At 60.9% G+C, this 19,080-nt stretch carries 21 protein-coding genes; 11 read left to right on the top strand and 10 right to left on the bottom strand.

The window, feature by feature from the left end; all coding sequences use genetic code 11:
- The first annotated feature begins 104 nt into the window (after positions 1 to 104).
- The gene (locus tag KW837_RS09865; protein ID WP_123500484.1) at positions 105 to 530 is read left to right on the top strand and encodes a secondary thiamine-phosphate synthase enzyme YjbQ; all 426 of its coding nucleotides are present in this window, start codon (positions 105 to 107) and stop codon (positions 528 to 530) included.
- A 104-nt stretch (positions 531 to 634) separates the two neighbouring features.
- Complete coding sequence (sutA, locus tag KW837_RS09860; RefSeq protein WP_123500482.1) at positions 635 to 958, top strand: transcriptional regulator SutA; 324 nt, start codon at positions 635 to 637, stop codon at positions 956 to 958.
- Between the two features lie 186 nt (positions 959 to 1,144).
- On the opposite strand, the gene KW837_RS09855 is transcribed toward sutA, so the two are convergent.
- The 6 genes from KW837_RS09855 to KW837_RS09830 are packed head-to-tail and all read right to left on the bottom strand — an operon-like array spanning position 1,145 to position 5,749.
- Positions 1,145 to 1,849 carry an HAD family hydrolase gene (locus KW837_RS09855; RefSeq protein WP_218395408.1) on the bottom strand — a complete coding sequence of 235 codons (705 nt, stop codon included), beginning with the start codon at positions 1,847 to 1,849 and terminating at the stop codon, positions 1,145 to 1,147.
- Positions 1,846 to 2,745: a tyrosine recombinase XerC gene (xerC, locus tag KW837_RS09850; protein WP_008007548.1), complete on the bottom strand. Its 900-nt coding sequence runs from the start codon at positions 2,743 to 2,745 to the stop codon at positions 1,846 to 1,848. Before xerC ends, KW837_RS09855 begins: the two co-directional genes overlap by 4 nt.
- Before the next feature lie 2 nt (positions 2,746 to 2,747).
- Positions 2,748 to 3,473: a DUF484 family protein gene (locus tag KW837_RS09845; RefSeq protein ID WP_123500476.1), complete on the bottom strand. Its 726-nt coding sequence runs from the start codon at positions 3,471 to 3,473 to the stop codon at positions 2,748 to 2,750.
- Between the two features lie 13 nt (positions 3,474 to 3,486).
- Complete coding sequence (dapF, locus tag KW837_RS09840; RefSeq protein WP_218395406.1) at positions 3,487 to 4,317, bottom strand: diaminopimelate epimerase; 831 nt, start codon at positions 4,315 to 4,317, stop codon at positions 3,487 to 3,489.
- Between the two features lie 4 nt (positions 4,318 to 4,321).
- Complete coding sequence (gene lysA / locus KW837_RS09835; RefSeq protein ID WP_218395404.1) at positions 4,322 to 5,569, bottom strand: diaminopimelate decarboxylase; 1,248 nt, start codon at positions 5,567 to 5,569, stop codon at positions 4,322 to 4,324.
- Positions 5,570 to 5,578: 9 nt separating this feature from the next.
- Positions 5,579 to 5,749 carry a lipoprotein gene (locus KW837_RS09830; RefSeq protein WP_074871901.1) on the bottom strand — a complete coding sequence of 57 codons (171 nt, stop codon included), beginning with the start codon at positions 5,747 to 5,749 and terminating at the stop codon, positions 5,579 to 5,581.
- Positions 5,750 to 6,102: 353 nt separating this feature from the next.
- Here KW837_RS09830 and cyaY point away from each other — a divergent pair, with 353 nt between their 5' ends.
- The 3 genes from cyaY (at position 6,103) to rnk (ending at position 7,364) form a co-directional block, all read left to right on the top strand.
- A complete protein-coding gene (gene cyaY / locus KW837_RS09825; RefSeq protein ID WP_007894889.1) occupies positions 6,103 to 6,435 on the top strand; it encodes an iron donor protein CyaY in 333 nt (110 codons plus the stop codon).
- Positions 6,436 to 6,439: 4 nt separating this feature from the next.
- The gene (locus KW837_RS09820; RefSeq protein ID WP_218395402.1) at positions 6,440 to 6,658 is read left to right on the top strand and encodes a DUF1289 domain-containing protein; all 219 of its coding nucleotides are present in this window, start codon (positions 6,440 to 6,442) and stop codon (positions 6,656 to 6,658) included.
- Between the two features lie 295 nt (positions 6,659 to 6,953).
- Positions 6,954 to 7,364 carry a nucleoside diphosphate kinase regulator gene (gene rnk, locus KW837_RS09815; RefSeq protein ID WP_123500472.1) on the top strand — a complete coding sequence of 137 codons (411 nt, stop codon included), beginning with the start codon at positions 6,954 to 6,956 and terminating at the stop codon, positions 7,362 to 7,364.
- A 5-nt stretch (positions 7,365 to 7,369) separates the two neighbouring features.
- Here rnk and KW837_RS09810 read toward each other — a convergent pair whose 3' ends face one another.
- From KW837_RS09810 to KW837_RS09800, 3 genes are all read right to left on the bottom strand, one after another.
- Positions 7,370 to 10,216: a class I adenylate cyclase gene (locus KW837_RS09810; protein WP_218395400.1), complete on the bottom strand. Its 2,847-nt coding sequence runs from the start codon at positions 10,214 to 10,216 to the stop codon at positions 7,370 to 7,372.
- A 194-nt stretch (positions 10,217 to 10,410) separates the two neighbouring features.
- Positions 10,411 to 10,656, bottom strand: coding sequence for a TIGR02647 family protein (locus KW837_RS09805; RefSeq protein ID WP_007894898.1), 246 nt, complete (start codon positions 10,654 to 10,656; stop codon positions 10,411 to 10,413).
- A 222-nt stretch (positions 10,657 to 10,878) separates the two neighbouring features.
- Positions 10,879 to 11,163, bottom strand: coding sequence for a hypothetical protein (locus KW837_RS09800; protein WP_218395398.1), 285 nt, complete (start codon positions 11,161 to 11,163; stop codon positions 10,879 to 10,881).
- Positions 11,164 to 11,288: 125 nt separating this feature from the next.
- On the opposite strand from KW837_RS09800, the gene KW837_RS09795 reads away from it, so the two are divergent.
- Positions 11,289 to 11,948 carry a glutathione S-transferase gene (locus KW837_RS09795; protein ID WP_218395396.1) on the top strand — a complete coding sequence of 220 codons (660 nt, stop codon included), beginning with the start codon at positions 11,289 to 11,291 and terminating at the stop codon, positions 11,946 to 11,948.
- Positions 11,949 to 12,078: 130 nt separating this feature from the next.
- Here KW837_RS09795 and argH read toward each other — a convergent pair whose 3' ends face one another.
- Positions 12,079 to 13,473, bottom strand: coding sequence for an argininosuccinate lyase (gene argH / locus KW837_RS09790; RefSeq protein ID WP_123500464.1), 1,395 nt, complete (start codon positions 13,471 to 13,473; stop codon positions 12,079 to 12,081).
- A gap of 460 nt (positions 13,474 to 13,933) precedes the next feature.
- Between argH and KW837_RS09785 the strand changes: the two genes are divergently transcribed.
- From KW837_RS09785 to KW837_RS09765, 5 genes are all read left to right on the top strand, one after another.
- A complete protein-coding gene (locus KW837_RS09785; RefSeq protein ID WP_007899317.1) occupies positions 13,934 to 14,680 on the top strand; it encodes a LytTR family DNA-binding domain-containing protein in 747 nt (248 codons plus the stop codon).
- Positions 14,681 to 14,806: 126 nt separating this feature from the next.
- Positions 14,807 to 15,748, top strand: a complete 942-nt coding sequence (gene hemC, locus KW837_RS09780; protein ID WP_218395394.1) for a hydroxymethylbilane synthase — start codon at positions 14,807 to 14,809, stop codon at positions 15,746 to 15,748.
- Complete coding sequence (locus KW837_RS09775) at positions 15,745 to 16,512, top strand: uroporphyrinogen-III synthase (protein ID WP_218395392.1); 768 nt, start codon at positions 15,745 to 15,747, stop codon at positions 16,510 to 16,512. Before hemC ends, KW837_RS09775 begins: the two co-directional genes overlap by 4 nt.
- A 16-nt stretch (positions 16,513 to 16,528) precedes the next feature.
- On the top strand, positions 16,529 to 17,683 hold the full coding sequence (locus KW837_RS09770) for a uroporphyrinogen-III C-methyltransferase (RefSeq protein ID WP_218395390.1): 1,155 nt from the start codon (positions 16,529 to 16,531) through the stop codon (positions 17,681 to 17,683).
- Complete coding sequence (locus KW837_RS09765) at positions 17,680 to 18,918, top strand: heme biosynthesis protein HemY (protein ID WP_192345016.1); 1,239 nt, start codon at positions 17,680 to 17,682, stop codon at positions 18,916 to 18,918. The genes KW837_RS09770 and KW837_RS09765 overlap by 4 nt, the downstream gene beginning before the upstream one ends.
- Positions 18,919 to 19,080: the final 162 nt, after the last annotated feature.

Here is a 19,080-nt window from a genome sequence, read left to right as displayed (position 1 = left end):
GGGCGTTTTTCTGCGGCCAATGGCTTACACGATTGAAGGAATATTAGGGCCTTTGTTTTTTTCCAGAGCGCGCTAGAATGCGCCCCGAACGTGCGGAGAACAGTATGTGGCAACAGACTCTGATCACCTTGCGAGCACGGCCCCGGGGCTTTCATCTGGTAACGGATGAATTACTCGCTGGCTTGCCTGAACTCAAGGCGTGTCGGGTCGGTCTGTTGCATTTGTGGCTACAGCATACCTCGGCGTCGTTGACCATCAACGAGAACGCCGATCCGGCGGTACGTCGCGACTTCGAACGATTTTTCAATCGTCTGATCCCACAAGGAACAGACGGCTATGAGCATAACGACGAAGGCCTGGACGACCTCCCGGCGCACTTCAAGGCCAGCGTACTTGGCTGTCAGCTCAGTTTGCCGATCTCGGCAGGCCGACTGGCGTTGGGGATCTGGCAAGGTGTTTATCTGGGCGAGCACCGTGATCACGGCGGTGCCCGTAAAGTCCTCGCCACCGTGCACGGTGAAGGGGCATGAAAACCGCTGGTTACCAGTGGTGGTTGATTTTTTTCCGGCAGCCGTCGACAGACAGCAAAGCTGGGCTATAACTAATTTGCTTTTCGCAAGTCATGAGGTAGAACATGAGCGACGATGATCTGGAAAACGACGACCTCGAAGTAGGCGACGAAGACGAAACCGAAGAAGGCCTTGAAGCGGCGGCAGAAGACGTCGCTGAAGACGACAGCGGTGATGTGCCCGTTCCGACTGCCAAAGGCAAGGTCAAGGCTGCGGTATCGGTCGATGAGCTGCCGAGCGTCGAAGCCAAGAACAAGGAACGCGACGCCCTGGCCAAGGCCATGGAAGAGTTTCTGGCACGGGGCGGCAAGGTGCAGGAAGTGGAGGCCAATGTGGTCGCCGATCCTCCCAAGAAGCCTGATAACAAGTACGGCAGCCGGCCTATCTAAGCGCCTGCTTCTTGCTTGCTGAAAAAGCCCGCCGTCGCTGCGGGCTTTTTCATGGGGAAGGATAAATGGGCCGAAGAGCTTCGCGGGCAAGCCTCGCTCCTACAGGATTTGTGTCGTTCGCAAATATCGCGCACGACGCAAACCCTGTAGGAGCGAGGCTTGCCCGCGAAGGCGATCTCAAAGCCGCTACAAAACCGAATTCCACCGCGCCAACAACCCCGGCAATTCGTTCAGGCTACGAATCTCGGCATCTGGCACCTTCTCGGCTTCCCACACCTTGCCCGTCGGGTTAAACCAGATTGCCCGCAACCCCGCCTGCTGCGCGCCGGCAATGTCATCGCCGGGATGGTCGCCAATATGCACCGCTGTTTCGGCAGTCGCGCCGCCACGCTGCAGCGCTTCATGAAACAGTCGCGCATCCGGCTTGGCGATGCCGATGTCTTCGGCGCACAGGGCAAACTTGAAGTAATCCGCCAGCCCCAATCGACGCACATCGGCATTGCCGTTGGTCACCACGCCTAAGGCGTAATGCTTGGCCAGCGTCTCCAGCGTCGGCTCGACTTCAGGGAACACTTCGATCTGATGCCGCGCATGCAGAAACACTTCGAAACCCTGATCGGCCAGGTCGGATGCTTCAGCATGTCCGTAACCAGCTTCTTCCAGCGCATGGAACAACACCCGCCGACGCAAGGCACTGATGCGGTGTTTGAGGCTCGGTTCGTGGCTCAGCACCCGTTCGCGAATCGACCACAGGTGTTCCACCGGTACCGCGCCAAGGCTCGGTGCTCGCTCGGTCAGCCATTCACGCAATACGACTTCGGCGCTGGCGATCACCGGGGCGGTGTCCCACAGGGTGTCGTCGAGGTCGAAGGTGATCAATTGGATGGTCATGAATCATCGCCTTTAATGCGTTTGGCCCGTGGATGGGCACTGTCATAGACCGTCGCCAGGTGCTGGAAGTCCAGATGGGTATAGATCTGAGTGGTCTTGATGTCTGAGTGGCCGAGCAGTTCCTGCACCGCCCGCAAGTCCTGAGAGGACTCCAGCAAGTGGCTGGCGAAGGAATGTCGCAACATGTGCGGGTGCAGGTTCTGTCCCAGTTCGCGCTCGCCGGCAGCCTTGACCCGTACCTGAATCGCCCGAGGGCCGAGGCGCCTTCCTTGCTGGCTGACAAACACTGCGTCGTCCGCCGGGTTGGTCATGGCCCGCAGTGGCAGCCACAGTTCCAGTGCTTCGCGAGCCTTTTTGCCCACTGGCAACAGTCGAGTCTTGCTGCCCTTGCCGAGCACCTGGACCATGCCGTCAGCCAGATCCAGCTGATCAAGATTGAGCCCGGTCAATTCAGAAAGCCGCAGGCCGGAGGAATAGAACAGTTCCAGAATGGCCTGATCCCGACGCGCGAGAAAATCATCCTCTACCGCACCCTCAAGCAGTTGCAGCGCGCGGTCAGTGTCGAGGGTTTTCGGCAGGCGACGTTCGCCCTTGGGCGGTGCCAGGCCATTGGCCGGGTCGTGATCGCACAAGCCTTCACGGTTTAGATAGTGATAGAGCCCGCGCACTGCTGACAGCAACCGCGCCAGACTGCGGGACGATTGACCTTGGGCATGCAGGCGAGCGATCAGGCTGCGCAGGCGCTGGATGTCCAGCGCTGCCCAGCTGTCGATGTTCTGTTTGATGCACCAACCCAGCACTTTATCGAGGTCGCGGCGGTAGGCGTACAGCGTGTGCGGCGACACCTGCCGCTCACTGCGCAGGTGTTCGCAGTAAGCGTCCAGTTGTCGTTCCATGGTCAGCGTACCGAGCGCAGGGAGTTGTTGACCCGTGGCAGCACGCGGCCCATGACTTCGGCGATGTAGCTCAAAAACAGCGTGCCTACCGAGCTCTTGTAGTGCTGCGGATCGCGGCTGGCGATGGCCAGGACGCCATGGATGCCCTGATGGCTGATGGCGACGACGGCGGTGGAGCCGATCTGCTTGCGCTGTTCTTCACCGAACAGGAAGTCCAGTTCATGCTCACGCAGGCTGCCGCTGACGCTTTTGTCTTCCGAGAGCAAGCCGCCAATGGCCGTTTGCGCCTCGGCATGCGTCACCCAGCGACCCACCGGCATCGGGTTGTCGCCGAGAAGGATCAGGCTGACGAAGGGCACCTGGAAGTCTTGCCGCAGGCTGTCTTCAACGCTGATCACCACATCTTCCAGGCTGGTGGCGTCCATCAGCGCGAGGATCAGGCGGCGGGTCTTGTCAAAAAGTCGATCGTTGTCCCGGGCCACGTCCATCAAGTGTGAGAGGCGATGACGCAACTCGATGTTGCGGTCGCGCAGAATCGTCATCTGGCGTTCGACCAGCGAAATGGTGTCGCCGCGCTGGTGCGGAATGCGCAGGGCCGGGAGCAGTTCTTCGTGCTCGATGAAGAAATCCGGATGAGCCTCCAGGTACGCGGCAATCGCCGCCGCCTCAAGGCTTTCGGAAGGAGATTCGTCGGGCTGTAGGGCGGGAACCTGGGGCTTGTCGGTCATGGATTTGGCTCACTCAAAGACGCACTTGTCCTTCGTATACGCGCACTGCCGGGCCAGTCATCATGACCGGTTGGCCTGGGCCTGCCCATTCAATGGACAGACGCCCGCCGGGCAGGTCGATCAATAGCGGCGAATCCATCCACCCCTGGCTGATCGCGGCCACTGCGGCAGCACAGGCGCCGGTTCCGCACGCCTGGGTTTCCCCGGCCCCGCGTTCCCAGACGCGCAACTGCGCGCGGCTCCGGTCGATGACCTGGAGAAAACCGACATTGACCCGTGCCGGGAAGCGCGGGTGATGTTCGATTTTCGGCCCCAGTTCATGCACCGGTGCGTTGTTGATGTCGCTGACCCGCAACACGGCATGGGGGTTGCCCATGGACACTGCGGCCAGTTCGACCGTGGTGCCGTCGACGTCGACCTGATAGCTCAGGGCCTGGTTCGGGGCTTCGAACGGAATCTCGGCCGGCACCAGGCGCGGGGCGCCCATGTTGACGCTGATCTGGCCATCGTTGCGGATGTCCAGTTCGATGATGCCGCTTTTGGTCTCGACGCGAATCAGCCGCTTGGCGGTCAGGCGCTTGTCGAGCACGAAGCGGGCGAAACAGCGCGCACCGTTGCCGCACTGTTCCACTTCGGAGCCGTCGGCGTTGAAGATCCGATAGCGGAAATCCACGTCCGGGTTGCTGGGCGCCTCAACGATCAGCAACTGGTCGAAGCCGATGCCGGTGTGCCGATCGCCCCATTGCTTGGCGTGCTTGGGCAGGATGTGCGCGTGCTGGCTGACCAGGTCGAGGACCATGAAATCATTGCCCAGGCCGTGCATCTTGGTAAAACGCAGCAGCATGGTTTTACTCCGGCAGCAGGCTTTCGCCAGCAAACAACTCGGCTACCGTCTCACGGCGACGCACTTCAAATGCCTGATCACCGTCCACCAACACTTCAGCGGCGCGGCCACGGGTGTTGTAGTTGGAACTCATGACAAACCCATAGGCACCGGCCGAATGCACGGCCAGCAGATCGCCTTCTTCCAGGGCCAGTTGACGATCCTTGGCCAGGAAGTCGCCGGTTTCGCAGATCGGGCCGACGATGTCGTAGGCGCGAGCGGCGCTGTTGCGCGGGCGCACGGCGGTGACGTCCATCCAGGCTTGGTACAGCGCCGGGCGGATCAGGTCGTTCATGGCCGCGTCGACGATGGCGAAGTCTTTGTGCTCGGTATGCTTGAGGTACTCGACCTGGGTCAGCAGCACGCCGGCGTTGGCGACGATGAAACGGCCCGGCTCGAACACCAGCGCCAGGTCACGACCGTCGAGACGCTCGCGCACGGCTTTGATGTAGTCGGCAGCCAATGGCGGCTCTTCATCGCGATAACGCACGCCCAAACCGCCACCGAGATCGATGTGGCGCAGGTAGATGCCGCAATCGCCGAGACGGTCGACCAGGCCCAGCAGGCGGTCAAGGGCGTCGATGAACGGCGGCAGGGTGGTCAGTTGCGAACCGATGTGGCAATCGACGCCGACCACTTCCAGGTTAGGCAGTTGCGCGGCACGGATGTACACGTCTTCGGCGTCGGCGATGGCGATGCCGAACTTGTTCTCTTTAAGACCCGTGGAAATGTACGGGTGGGTGCCGGCGTCGACATCCGGGTTCACGCGCAGCGAGATCGGCGCGCGAACGCCCAGCTCGGCGGCCACTACTTGCAGGCGTTCGAGCTCATCGGTGGACTCGACGTTGAAGCAGTGCACGCCGACTTCCAGCGCACGACGCATGTCGTCACGGGTCTTGCCGACACCGGAGAACACGATCTTGTCAGCAGTGCCGCCAGCGGCCAGCACGCGTTCCAGCTCGCCACGGGAAACGATGTCGAAACCGGCGCCCAAACGCGCCAGGACATTCAGTACACCCAGGTTGGAATTGGCCTTGACCGCAAAGCAGACCAGGTGCGGCACGCCGGCCAGCGCATCGGCGTAAGCCAGGTACTGGGCTTCGATGTGGGCACGGGAGTAGACGTAGGTCGGTGTACCAAAGCGCTCGGCGATGGCGGACAGGGCAACCCCTTCCGCGAACAGCTCACCGTCACGGTAGTTAAAAGCGTCCATAGCGTTCCCTTAGTAGACGTCGTGCTTGTGGGCTTTCGACGGAGTCTGCTGCGACGATTTGGCTTGCTCTGCTGGGTCCTGATTTTCATCAGGCAGGTACAGCGGGCCTTTTTGACCACAGGCCGACACAAGGCAAGCAACCGCGACGAGCGCAGCAAGGGAAGAGATCAGGCGCTTCATGGCGAAATCCTTGAAAATGCGTTAATTGCGCCGGAGTATACCGGCCACCCGGCAGCTTGCCTATGCGACGGGCCTCCCGTCCGGCGGGCCTTCGCCGGATGCCGGTAAGTTATGTGCAGTCCATTGTGGGAGCGGGCTTGCTCGCGAATGCGGTCATTCATTCAATATTGATGTCGACTGACACGGCGCTTTCGCGAGCAAGCCCGCTCCCACATTAGATTTGGCGCTATCAGGTCTTGCGTCGATATTTCATAACGCTAGCGAGCCCTTGGTGGTTATCCTTTGCAATCACCGGAGCTCGCCCGTATCTTGCGGCGCTTGAGCGTGAGTAGACACTTTTTGAGGTTCCCGCAATGAGTTTGACCGAAGCCCGTTTCCACGATCTGGTCGATGCCACCCAGCAGACGCTGGAGGATATTTTTGACGAGAGTGACCTGGATATCGATCTGGAGAGCTCGGCCGGTGTGCTCACCGTCAAGTTCGAAAACGGCAGCGCGCTGATCTTCAGTCGGCAGGAGCCATTGCGGCAGTTGTGGCTGGCGGCGGTGTCAGGCGGCTTCCACTTCGACTACGACGAAGAGAGCAAACGCTGGATGTGCGACAAGAGCGACGAGCAACTGGGCGAAATGCTTGAGCGCATCGTCAAGCAGCAAGCCGACGTCGAACTCGATTTCGAAGGCCTGTGAGATCGTGACCCAGCCTGCGCCCGTTCGTCTGCCTAAACCGCTCTATAGCAACGTTAGCCCGGCGGTGCCTTCGCCGTGCAGCGGTGTGTGTCGGCTGGATGAGCAGAAGGTTTGTCTGGGGTGTTTTCGCCATGTCGAAGACATTCGCGAATGGCGTTCGGCCGATGATGAGCGGCGGCGTGTCATCTGCGCCCAGGCCGCACAGCGCAAGACCGCCACCTGACGCCTTCACGCGACCTGTAGCAGCTGGCGAAGCCTGCGTCCGGCTGCGCAGCAGTCGTAAAACCTGAATGCGCGGTATTCCTGAAACACCGTATCACCTGATTACACGACTGCTGCGCAGCCGGACGCAGGCTTCGCCAGCTGCTACAAAAGTGTGTCGTCGCCCCTCACTTGTATATTTATTGAGCTGTGATAGTGTCCAGAGACGCCTCAACCCATCGAGGCTCGTGAAAACCCCGCCTTTTTCTGGCGGGGTTTTGCTTTTTTCGTGCAGAAGAAAGGAGTCTGCCCTGATCATGACCGCACCTTCCATCACCCTTACCCGTCTGGACGTGCAACGTCTGGAGCGCCTGATCGACAGCCTGGATGACACGCTGCCGGGCGTTATCGCGCTGCAAACCGAACTGGATCGCGCCGATACCCTGGTCGGTCACGATGAAGTGCCCGCCGATGTCGTGACCATGAATTCCCGTGTGCATTGCCGTGAAGAGAGCAGCGGCAAGGACTATCACCTGACCCTGGTTTACCCCAAGGATGCCAACGCCGACGAAGGCCGGATTTCCATTCTGGCGCCGGTGGGCAGTGCTTTGCTGGGGTTGAAAGTCGGTCAGCACATCGACTGGCCGGCTCCGGGCGGCAAGACGCTGAAACTGACCCTGCTAGAAGTGGAATCGCAGCCGGCCGAGGGCGGCCACTTTCCGGAATAACCCCCTCAGACCTGCTCGAGCGCTTCGTTCAGTGCGCGTTCCAGGTCGGCCTTGTAGCGCAGATACAGCTGGCTTGAACCCTGACCATCACCGAGCAGGCCCGACAGGTCCAGGTCGGTGATGTAGCAGCGATAGCGTTCGGTCTTGCGGCGCTGCTCGACGATTTCCCGGGCGACTACGCTGAACAGTTGGTCGCCATATTCCAGCTCGGAAAATTCCCGCTGATTGCAATACAACGTGACCTGCACCTGCCCTGGTGCGGCTTTGCCGACGATGGCTTGTACGTCATAGAACGGTTTGTCGACCGGGTTTTGCGGTGCTGGCCGAGCTTCGACTCGACGCGCCCGTGGGGTACCTGAAGGCAACAACTGGTAATACAAAGTGTCCAGACTCAATGGCTGGGCGGCGTCCATCGGCAGCAAGGCATCGCGCCGGTACTGGATCGATTGCAGGAAGCGTTGCAGCGGCACCAACAGGCTTTGCTCGTCGTGATAAGGCAAACGCTGCTGCCACAGGGCATTGAATTCATCCAGAACATACACATCGGCCTGGTGTTCGTTGATCCGGTAGAACACCTGAACGCAGTCGGGTTGCCCCATGGGCAGGATCAGCGCCAGGTCGTGGTCTTCCAGTGCCATCGGGTCCAGATGAAACGGGCTGTAGCTCGCCAGTTCTTCGCCGAGGTAATCGAACAGCGCCGGCAGGGTGGCGAGGGCAATGTGATTGACCTGGCCCGGCACCAGCTCCAGCACATGGTAGTGCTGCTGGACCTGAATCAGGTAACGATGATTGAGTTTGCTCAGCAGTAGGGTCTGCGCGGTGTCGAGGATTTCTTCGACTCGCCGGGCAATGAATTGGGCGCGGTTGTGGCAGAAACAGCGCACCCGCAGCTTGGGCTGTTGTGGCCCGTCCGGCAGGGTATTGAGGTAATCGCGCAGGCAGTCGAGCAGGGCGTGGGGACCGTCAAAGCGGCTGACCAGCACTTCGTTCCAGCTATTGAGCGTGACCTGATCAAGGGTCAGCACCAGGTTTTCTCGCACGCCGGCGTAACTCAGGGAATCGGTGCGCTCGGTGGTCATCAGGATGTTCAGGTCGCGATGGTGCTTGAGCGGATCGATGCCGACATTCACCAGAATCAACACTTCGCTGGGCACACTGGCGCGCAGCAACGGCTCTTCGGCGACAGTGGTCAGGGGCAGGGCGATGCTTTGTTGCAGGCTGCCGAGCAGGTTGAACAGTTCGAACTCGCTCAAGTCGCTGGTGCCGGGGTGCAGGGCCAGGCGGGTGCTGCTGTCGATCAGGCCGTTGCGGTGGCACCAGGTAAGCAGTTCCAGCAACTGACGGCTGCGCTTGATCGGCGCGAAATGCTCCCACTCATGGGCCGTCAGGCTGCCGTTGTACAAACCCCATTGGGTTTGCCCCGGTTCCTTCTTGTTTGGTGCCTGCACCAGCGTCAAGGTGTCTTCGGCCAGATCGGGGGCGATGCCCGGGTTGATGAATTCGACCTTGTCGGCCTTGCGCTCGAAGGCCGCGTACAGCCGCCTGCCCAGCACATTGAGGTCGCGCTTGTTGATCAGGCTGACGGTCTGCTCATTGCGGGCAAACTGCGTCAGGAAGCGGTAGCTGTAATTCAGCTCGCCAACCAGGACTCGGCGTTCGGCGCTGACCTGGCGGACTTTCCACTGGCTGCGGCTGTCGAGCAATGCGAGCTGACGCTGATCCCACTGCCATTCATGGGTCAGGCGTTCGAGCAACGAACGCTGCCAGTTCTGGGTACGACCACTGCTGCCGGTGAGTTTGCGATTGACCTTCAAGTACAGCGCGCGGCGTACCAGTTCCAGGCGTTCCGGTTCGCCCCGGGCCGTGAGGTATTCCTCGATGCGCCGGTACACCACGACGTATGGATCCAGTTCGTCGAGGTCCAGTTGATTGGCAAACACCGCCTGCTTGAAGCGCAGGCTCAGGCAGTGGACCTTGGGGTGTTCGCTGGCGTACACCTCGGTCAGCAGCAGTTTGAGCACCGATTTGTACGGTGACTCGATGCCCTTGAACAACTGCCAGAGCCCGGCACCGATGAACTCCCCGGGCGGGATATACGACAGATGCCCCAGGTCCAGAGTCTCGTCGGCACGGATGAAGCGCTTGGATAACAGCGTGTGGGTATAACGGTCGTACGCCGCCTCTTCGTAAACCGGCACCAGCCACCAGATGGGTGTGCGGCCAGCCAGCCAGATCGCGGTGCGGTAGAACTCGTCCAGCAGCAGGTAGTGCTGGGTGGTGCCGCAGTCTTCCGAACTCAGTTGGGTATCGCGCTCACCGAGCACGAAGCGAGCCGGGTCGATCAGGAAGAAATGCGCCTCGGCACCCTGGCTGGCGGCCCATATCTCAAGCAACTGGCATTTCTTGCGCAGTTCTGTGAGCTCGCTTTCGCTCAAGTCCGGCCCGTGACAGACCCAGACGTCCATATCGCTCTGGTCGGCCTGGGCCAAGGTACCGAGGCTGCCCATCAGGAACAGGCCGTGAATCGGTCGCGGCGGATTGCTGCCGTGGCGTGGCTTGTAGGAAAACGAGCGGGTCAGGCGCTGGGCTTCGGCGAGGGCGTTGGCGTCAGGTTCGAAATTCGACAGCCCGGCCGGGGTGCTACCCGAAACGTAACCCGGTAACAGCGGATGATTGACGTGGAAAAACAGCGGCAGCAAGGTCAGCACCGTTTGCTGGCGGGTCGACAACCCTTCCATGGCACGGGCCATGCGGCCCTCGTTGAGCTTCAGAAAACGGGCGCGCAGCTGGCTGAGAACCTTGCGGTCGATTCCCTCGTCCAGATCGGGGCGGATTTCATGGGTGCGGGTCATGTCAGCTCAATCCGGCTCGCGGGGCTCGGACGTGGAGGGCTCGGGATGAGGGGCAGTTTAGCGCCTCGGCCCCGGGACTTTTAAGCTGATTTTGTATTTCTGGCGTCAGGTTTCTATCGCACGGCGACAGCGGGCACCAAAGTGTGCCCGCGGAAATCCCGTGACAGAGGTTTCCGTGGGCGATGCGGTGAGGCTCAGGCTGTTTCGCGCACGGACAGAATGGTTAGAACGGTTTGCACATTTTGTGCAGCGTCACGCCCCAGGCTGGTCAGATAACCGCCATCGGGCTGGGTGATCAATTCTTTATCGAACAGTCTTTGGGCGGCGGCAATGGCTTTCGGGGCAGCGGTCTGATGAATTTTCAAACCTTCCTGGGAACTGTCCAGGTTGAAGAGGGCGAGGATTTCCAGTTCGGCAACCAACTCAGGGGTAAGCGACATAAGGACTCCAGACTTTCTAGGAATTGGACGATAGCGCTCCTAAGGTGATCCCACTCGCGCAGCATGTCCAGTGCTCGTAACAGGGTTTTTTTCGCCTTCCCCCGGTAACGGGGTGTTGTAGGAGCGAGGCTTGCCCGCGAAGAACGGTGACGCGGTTTTGCAGATAGACCGCGGTGAGTCTTTCGCGGGCAAGCCTCGCTCCTACAGGGGAGGGGTGTTGGCTTATTTCTTTTCCGGCGGCAACTCTGGCAGAGCGCGCAGCGCAGCTTCGTACCATTCGGTGTTGAACGCGCGGTCTTCCTCGAGGATCGCGTCGATTTCCACCGCCAGCACGTGGGCCATCAGGTTGAGGATTTCATCACGCTCGTAACCCACCAGGGTCAGCTTGTTGAACGTGGCCTTGGCAGCTGGCGGGTTGTCGCTTTCGATCTGGTTTTCGATGGCTTCGATCAGGGTGTTTTCGGCGAACTCTTCTTCGTCGATCTCGATATCAGTTGGCTCGCTCATGGCAGGCTCCTCAAGTTAAGGCGGCCAGTTTACCTGCATTCAGCGCTGTGATGCTGCTGGCAAGAAGTGCCCGGGCGTTCTATAACTGGCGCTGCCAACCCCTTGCACGGCCTGGAGGCTATGTAATGCTCAAGCTTTATGGATTTTGCGTCAGCAACTACTACAACATGGTCAAGCTGGCGTTGCTGGAGAAGGGACTGCCATTTGAAGAGGTGCCGTTTTACCCGGGCCAGACCCCCGAGACGCTCAACATCAGCCCGCGTGGGAAGGTTCCGGTGCTGGCCGTCGAACAAGGTTTCATCAACGAAACCAGTGTGATTCTCGAGTACCTCGAGCAGAGCCAGAAAGGCACGCCGCTGCTGTCCAGCGAGCCCTTCGAGCGAGCGCAGGCGCTGGCGTTGGCCAAGGAAATCGAGTTGTACATCGAACTGCCGGCGCGCGCCTGCTACCCCGAAGCGTTTTTCGGCATGTCTGTGCCGGAGGCGATCAAGGACAAGACCAAGGCCGAGCTGCTGCTGGGGGTCGCCTCGCTGGGCAGGCATGGCAAGTTCGCCCCTTACGTAGCGGGCGACAGTCTCAGCATTGCGGATTTGTATTTCCTGTACAGCGTGCCGATGGCCTGTGCCGTGGCGCAGAAGCTGTTCGATATCGATCTGTTGGCCGAGATGCCGGCGGCCAGGGCGCTGCTGGAGCGTCTGGGGCAGAACCCGCATGTGCAGCGGATCGCAAAGGATAAAGACGCGGCGATGCCTGCGTTTCTGGAGATGATCGCGTCCAAAAAGTAGACGTGTAACGATCTTGAGAATGCCTTCGCGAGCAAGCCCGCTCCCACATTGGATCTCCAGTGTTCACAAAATTTTGCGTTCACTACTCACCTAATGTGGGAGCGGGCTTGCTCGCGAAGCTTTTGGCAATTTAACGGCTGGCGAGCAACGCCTGACCGCGAGCAACAGCCTTCTTGACCTGCGCCGGCGCAGTCCCGCCGATATGGTCACGGGCATTCACCGAGCCTTCCAGGGTCAGCACGGCAAATACGTCCTGCTCGATCTGATCGCTGAACTTGCGCAGTTCTTCCAGGCTCATTTCCGCCAGGTCCTTGCCGCTTTCCACGCCATACTTCACCGCGTGGCCAACGATTTCGTGGCAATCACGGAACGGCAGACCACGGCGTACCAGATAGTCAGCCAGGTCGGTGGCGGTGGAGAAACCGCGCAGGGCCGCTTCGCGCATCATCGCGTGCTTGGGCTTGATCGCCGGGATCATGTCGGCGAAGGCGCGAAGCGAGTCGCGCAGGGTGTCGGCGGCGTCGAACAGCGGTTCCTTGTCTTCCTGGTTGTCCTTGTTGTAAGCCAGCGGCTGGCCTTTCATCAGGGTCAGCAAGCCCATCAATGCGCCGAATACCCGGCCAGTCTTGCCGCGAACCAGTTCCGGCACGTCCGGGTTTTTCTTTTGCGGCATGATTGAGCTGCCGGTGCAGAAACGATCCGGCAGATCGATGAACTGGAACTGTGCGCTGGTCCATAGCACCAATTCTTCGGAGAAACGCGACAAGTGCATCATCGCGATGCTCGCGGCCGAGCAGAACTCGATGGCGAAGTCGCGATCGGACACGTTGTCCAGGGAGTTACCGCCGACCGCGTCGAAGCCCAGCAGTTGAGCGGTGTACTCGCGATCGATCGGGTAAGTAGTGCCGGCCAGTGCGGCGCTGCCCAGCGGCATGCGGTTGGTGCGCTTGCGGCAGTCCACCAGACGCTCGTAGTCGCGGCTGAGCATTTCGAACCAGGCCAGCATGTGATGCCCGAAGGTCACTGGCTGCGCGGTTTGCAGGTGAGTGAAGCCCGGCATGATGCTGGCGGCTTCGCGCTCGGCCTGCTCCAGCAGGCCTTGTTGCAGACGGGTTATTTCGCCCAGGATCAGGTCGATCTCGTCACGCAGCCACAGGCGGATGTCGGTGGCGACCTGGTCGTTACGGCTGCGGCCGGTGTGCAGCTTTTTACCGGTGACGCCGATGCGGTCGGTCAGACGCGCCTCGATGTTCATGTGCACGTCTTCAAGGTCGATGCGCCAGTCGAACTGGCCGGCCTCGATTTCACCCTGGATGGTGTTCAGGCCATCGATGATGCTGTCGCGCTCGGCATCGGTCAGCACGCCGACCTTGGCCAGCATGCTGGCGTGGGCGATCGAGCCCATGATGTCGTGGCGATACAGGCGCTGGTCGAAGGTGACGGAGGCGGTGAAGCGGGCGACGAAGGCGTCGACGGGTTCACTGAAGCGGCCGCCCCAGGACTGATTGGTCTTGTCAGTGCTCATGAATTCGCTCGTATCGGCTTGAAGAAAGATGGCGTGAAACGCTGACGCGGATAATAACAGGGTTGCCAATCCTGTCGCTGACACTGGTCGACAGGTTTTTTTCTTATCGCGCACCCCTGCTCGAAGCAAGCGATGCGGAAATTGCGCAACGATATTTCTCAATTGAGCAATATCGTCCCGGCAACCGTCTACAGTTGGACAGAGGATCAGCGCACTTCTCGATGCTGCAGCTGACTATAGAGAGAAGAGGGGTGTTCATATTGTGTATCAGCAAACCCTACGGCGATGCCTCGCCAGTGCGGGCCTGGGCCGCCAGTCACGCGGCAGATAAAAATTTAGCCGCCGGTCTCGCGGCACTTTTTGGCCCTCGCGCTAGTCTTAGCGTGGATCGCGGTGACGGACGTCACTTCACCTGTCTACGCTATCCTTGTGCGAGACTCACGCAGGAATCCAGCGCAATATGAATGTCCTGATCGTTGATGACGAACCCCTGGCCCGCGAGCGCCTGAGCCGAATGGTCGGCGAACTCGAGGGATACAATGTCCTGGAGCCCAGCGCCACGAACGGCGAAGAGGCGTTGGCACTGATTGACAGTCACAAACCGGATATCGTGCTGCTCGATATTCGCATGCCGGGCCTCGATGGCCTGCAAGTGGCTGCACGATTGTGCGAACGCGAAACCCCGCCCGCCGTGGTGTTTTGCACCGGGCCCGATGAATTTGCCGTGGAAGCCCTGCAGGCTAGCGCCGTGGGCTATCTGGTGAAGCCAGTGCGCACAGAACAGTTACACGAAGCATTAAAGAAAGCCGAGCGACCCAATCGCGTCCAGCTCGCGGCCTTGACTCGCCCGGCGGCCGAAACCGGTAGCGGCCCGCGCAGCCACATCAGCGCCCGCACCCGAAAAGGCATCGAGCTGATTCCGTTGGGTCAGGTGGTCTACTTCATCGCCGACCACAAGTACGTCACCTTGCGTCATGAAGGTGGTGAAGTGCTGCTCGACGAACCACTCAAGGCCCTTGAAGACGAATTTGGCGACCGTTTCGTGCGGATCCACCGCAATGCACTGGTGGCTCGCGAACGCATCGAGCGGCTGCAACGCACGCCCCTGGGGCATTTCCAGCTGTTTCTCAAAGGCCTGAACGGCGATGCCCTGATCGTCAGTCGACGCCATGTGGCCGGCGTGCGCAAAATGATGCAACAGCTTTAGGGGCCGGGTTTCTACCCTATTACCGGACATTGAGGGCCAGGGAGGCCATGCAGTTTCTGATACAAGTCAAAGCGGATTTGGCTGAGCTGTTATTATCTGCCGTATCTATTCAGTACGGATTGATCCATGTCCTCTCGCGAAATCCGCATCGCCACCCGCAAAAGTGCTCTCGCCCTGTGGCAGGCCGAATACGTCAAGGCTCGTCTGGAACAGGCCCATCCGGGCCTGCTCGTGACGCTGGTGCCTATGGTCAGTCGCGGCGACAAGCTGCTTGATTCGCCGCTGTCGAAAATCGGCGGCAAGGGCCTGTTCGTCAAGGAGCTGGAAACCGCGCTGTTGGAAAACGAAGCCGACATCGCCGTGCACTCCATGAAAGACGTACCGATGGACTTCCCCGAAGGCCTCGGTCTGTTCTGCATCTGCGAGCGCGAAGACCCGCGCGATGCCTTTGTCTCCAATACCTACGCCAGCCTGGCTGAGTTGCCGCCAGGCAGCATCGTCGGCACCTCCAGCTTGCGTCGCCAGGCGCAGTTGCTGACCCGCCGCCCGGACCTGGAAATCCGCTTCCTGCGCGGCAACGTCAACACTCGCCTGGCCAAGCTCGATGCCGGCGAATACGACGCCATCATCCTCGCCGCGGCGGGTTTGATTCGCCTGGGCTTCGAAGACCGCATCACCTCGGCCATCAGCGTCGAAGACAGCCTGCCGGCCGGTGGCCAAGGCGCGGTCGGTATTGAATGCCGTAGCGTCGACACTGAAATCCACGCGCTGCTGACGCCGCTGCATCACCAGGACACGGCCACTCGTGTTACTGCCGAACGTGCCCTCAACAAACATCTGAATGGCGGCTGCCAGGTGCCAATCGCTTGCTACGCCGTGCTTGAAGGCGAGCAGATCTGGTTGCGTGGTTTGGTGGGTGATCCGAGCGGCGGCCTGTTGCTCAGCGCCGAGGCCCGTGCGCCACGGGCTGATGCCGAGGCATTGGGTGTGCAAGTGGCCGAGGACCTGCTGAGCCAGGGCGCCGCCGACATTCTGAAAGCAGTCTATGGCGAGGCAGGGCACGAGTGACTGGCTGGCGCCTGTTGCTGACACGCCCTGCGGATGAATCGGCGGCGCTAGCCCGTGTGCTGGCCGACGCGGGGGTTTTCAGCAGCAGCTTGCCGCTTTTGGATATTGAGCCGATTCCCGCCTCTGACACAATGCGCGAAGTGATTCAGAACCTGGATAGCTATTGCGCGGTGATCGTGGTCAGCAAGCCGGCCGCCAGAATCGCTGTCAGTCTGCTCAACCAGTACTGGCCGCAGCCACCGGGCCTGAAGTGGTTCAGCGTGGGCGCGGCGACGGCGCAGATCCTCGAGGATAGCGGGCTGGATGTGAGCTTTCCGGTCGACGGCGACGACAGCGAAGCCTTGCTTGCGCTTGCGCCGTTGCGCGAGGCTGTTGCCGGCCCTGATCCGCGAGTGCTGATCCTGCGCGGGGAGGGTGGGCGTGAGCTGCTGGCTGAGCGTTTACGCGAGCTTGGTGCTAGTGTCGAGTATCTGGAGTTGTACCGACGCGGTTTGCCGCAGTACCCGTCGGCAACGCTGCCAGACCGGGTCAAGGCGGAACGCTTGAACGGGCTGGTGGTCAGCAGTGGACAGGGTTTTGAGCACCTGCACCGATTGGCTGGCGATGCCTGGCCGAGCATGGTGCGGCTGCCGTTGTTTGTTCCAAGCCCCAGGGTCGCCGAGCTGGCACGCGCCGCCGGGGCCCAAACAGTTGTGGATTGTCGTGGCGCCAGTGCCGCGGCCTTGCTGGCGGCGTTACGGGAACACCCCGTGCCCGTTTTCTAATGCAAAGGATGGATACGTGAGCGAAACAGCCTTGCCTAAAGATGACGTCCGGCCCGTGCTTGATGCACCGGCTGATGCACCGGTTGAAACTGCGCCACCTGCTGTTGAGCAGCGCCGAGGCAATGGGTTGGCAATCGTCGCGCTGCTGTTGGGCGCTGCCGGTGTTGCCGTGGGCGGTTGGGGAGTCTGGCAGGTGCGTCACCTGCAAGCCAATAACCAGCAACAGTTGAGTCAGGTTCAGGCGCTGAACGATCAGGCCCAGAGCTTGAAGCTCAACGAGCAACGCCTGACGGCTCGCCTCGAGCAAATGCCTGCCGCCGAGGAGCTCGACGCGCGCAGTCGTCTGGTCACTCAACTCCAAGGCGATCAGCAACGCCTGAATCAACGTCTGGAAACCGTCCTCGGCGCGAGCCGCAAGGACTGGCGTCTGGCCGAAGCCGAGCACTTGCTGCGCTTGGCCAGCCTGCGTCTGTCGGCATTGCAGGACATCAGCAGCGCCCAGGCTCTGGTGCAAGGCGCCGACGAAATTCTTCGTGAACAGAACGACCCCGGGGCTTTTGCCGCTCGCGAGCAAGTGGCCAAAACCCTGGTAGCCCTGCGCAGTACCGAACAGCCGGATCGCACCGGGTTGTTCCTGCGACTGGGTGCCTTGCGCGATCAGGTGATCAACCTCACCGAGCTGGCGCCTGAGTACAAGGATCGTGGCGAATCCCTGCTGGGCCTGACCGCTGATGGCGACGGCGCCAGTCGCTGGGCGCAATGGTGGGATCAGATCTCGCGTTATATCCGCATCGATTTCAACGCCGACAAGAATGTCCGGCCGTTGCTGGCAGGGCAGAGCTTGAGCCAGGTGCGTCTGGCCCTGAGCCTGGCGCTGGAGCAGGCGCAATGGGCCGCGCTCAATGGCCAGGCCGCGGTTTACACCCAAGCGCTGGCCGAAGCGCGGGACGTGCTCAAGAGCAACTTCAACCCGGACAACCCTCAGAGCAAAGTCATGCTGGAGCAGGTGGCCGAGTTGAGCAAGCAGCCAGTCACGGTGATCACGCCAGATCTGACGGGCACGTTGAGTACGGTCCAGGCCTATCTTGAGCGGCGCAACGTCAACGCCGAGGAGTCGGTGAAACCTCTGGCCAAACCTGCCGCGAGCACGACGCAGGAGGCCATGCCATGAAGCGCCTCTATGTGATCGTGTTCGTGGTCATCGCGGCGGCTGCCGCGCTGGGGCTGGCGATTGCCGAGCATTCTGGCTATGTGCTGATCGCCTACAAAACTTTCCGTTACGAATCGAGCCTGTGGGCAACCCTCGCCTTGGTGGCCGTGCTGTGGCTGGTGTTCTGGGGCATCAAGGCGCTGATCGAGCTGGTGACGACTTCCGGTGGAGTGGTCAATCCATGGTCCCGGCGCAATCGCAGTCGGCGGGTGCAAGTGGCGATAGAACACGGTCAGCTGGATTTGGCCGAGGGCCGCTGGGCCAGTGCGCAGCGTCATTTGTATCGCGCAGCGGAAGCCGAGCGCCAGCCGCTGCTCTACTACCTCGGTGCCGCCCGCGCCGCGAACGAACAAGGTCACTACGAGGAAAGCGACAACCTGCTGGAGCGCGCCCTCGAACGGCAGCCCCAGGCCGAGCTGGCGATTGCCTTGAACCATGCCCAGTTGCAGACTGACCGCGGCGACACTGAAGGCGCGCTGGTAACCCTGCAAGCCATGCACGAGCGTCATCCTCATAACGTCCAGACCCTGCGCCAGTTGCAGCGCCTGCTTCAGCAGCGGGGCGACTGGTCGGCAGTGATTCGCTTGTTGCCGGAGTTACGCAAGGACAAGGTATTGCCACCGGCCGAACTGGCTGAGCTGGAGCGCCGTGCCTGGGGTGAAAATCTTTCGTTGGCGGCGCAGCGGGAAGAGGACGGAACGGTCGGTTTGCAATCGCTCAATCGCGCCTGGCAGCAACTCACCGCCGCTCAGCGCCAGGAACCGCAACTGGTGCTGGCCTATGCCGAGCAATTGCGGCAACTAGGGGCACAGGTCGAGGCCGAGGAGGTCCTGCGTGCAGCCCTCAAGCGCAAATACGACAGCCATCTGGCACGCCTTTACGGGCTGGTTCGCGGCAGCGATCCGGCCAGGCAACTGCACACCGCCGAGGGTTGGCTCAAGGATCATCCCGCCGACCCGAGCCTGCTGCTGACGTTGGGCCGTTTGTGCCTGCAAAGCAGTCTGTGGGGCAAGGCCCGGGATTATCTGGAGAGCAGCCTGCGCGTGCAGCGCAACCCTGAAGCCTGCGCCGAGCTGGCGCGGTTGCTGGCGCAACTGGGTGACACCGAACGCAGTAATCAGCTGTTCCAGGAGGGCTTGGGTCTACTGGATGAGCGTTTGCTGGCGGCACCGCTGCCGGTGCCGGCTCACGCCTGATTCCCGCTGTAGCAGCTGGCGCAGCCTGCGTTCGGCTGCGCAGCAGTCGCAAAATCAGACGCCGCAGTTTGATCAGGCGGGCACGTTAAACTTATGACGACTGCTTCGCAGCCGAACGCAGGCTGCGCCAGCTGCTACAGGGCGGGAATCGCTTCGAATCCG

It is taken from the genome of Pseudomonas sp. PDM24, assembly GCF_019218905.1.
Lineage (GTDB): Bacteria > Pseudomonadota > Gammaproteobacteria > Pseudomonadales > Pseudomonadaceae > Aquipseudomonas.
This window is presented reverse-complemented; position numbering and strand designations above follow the sequence as displayed.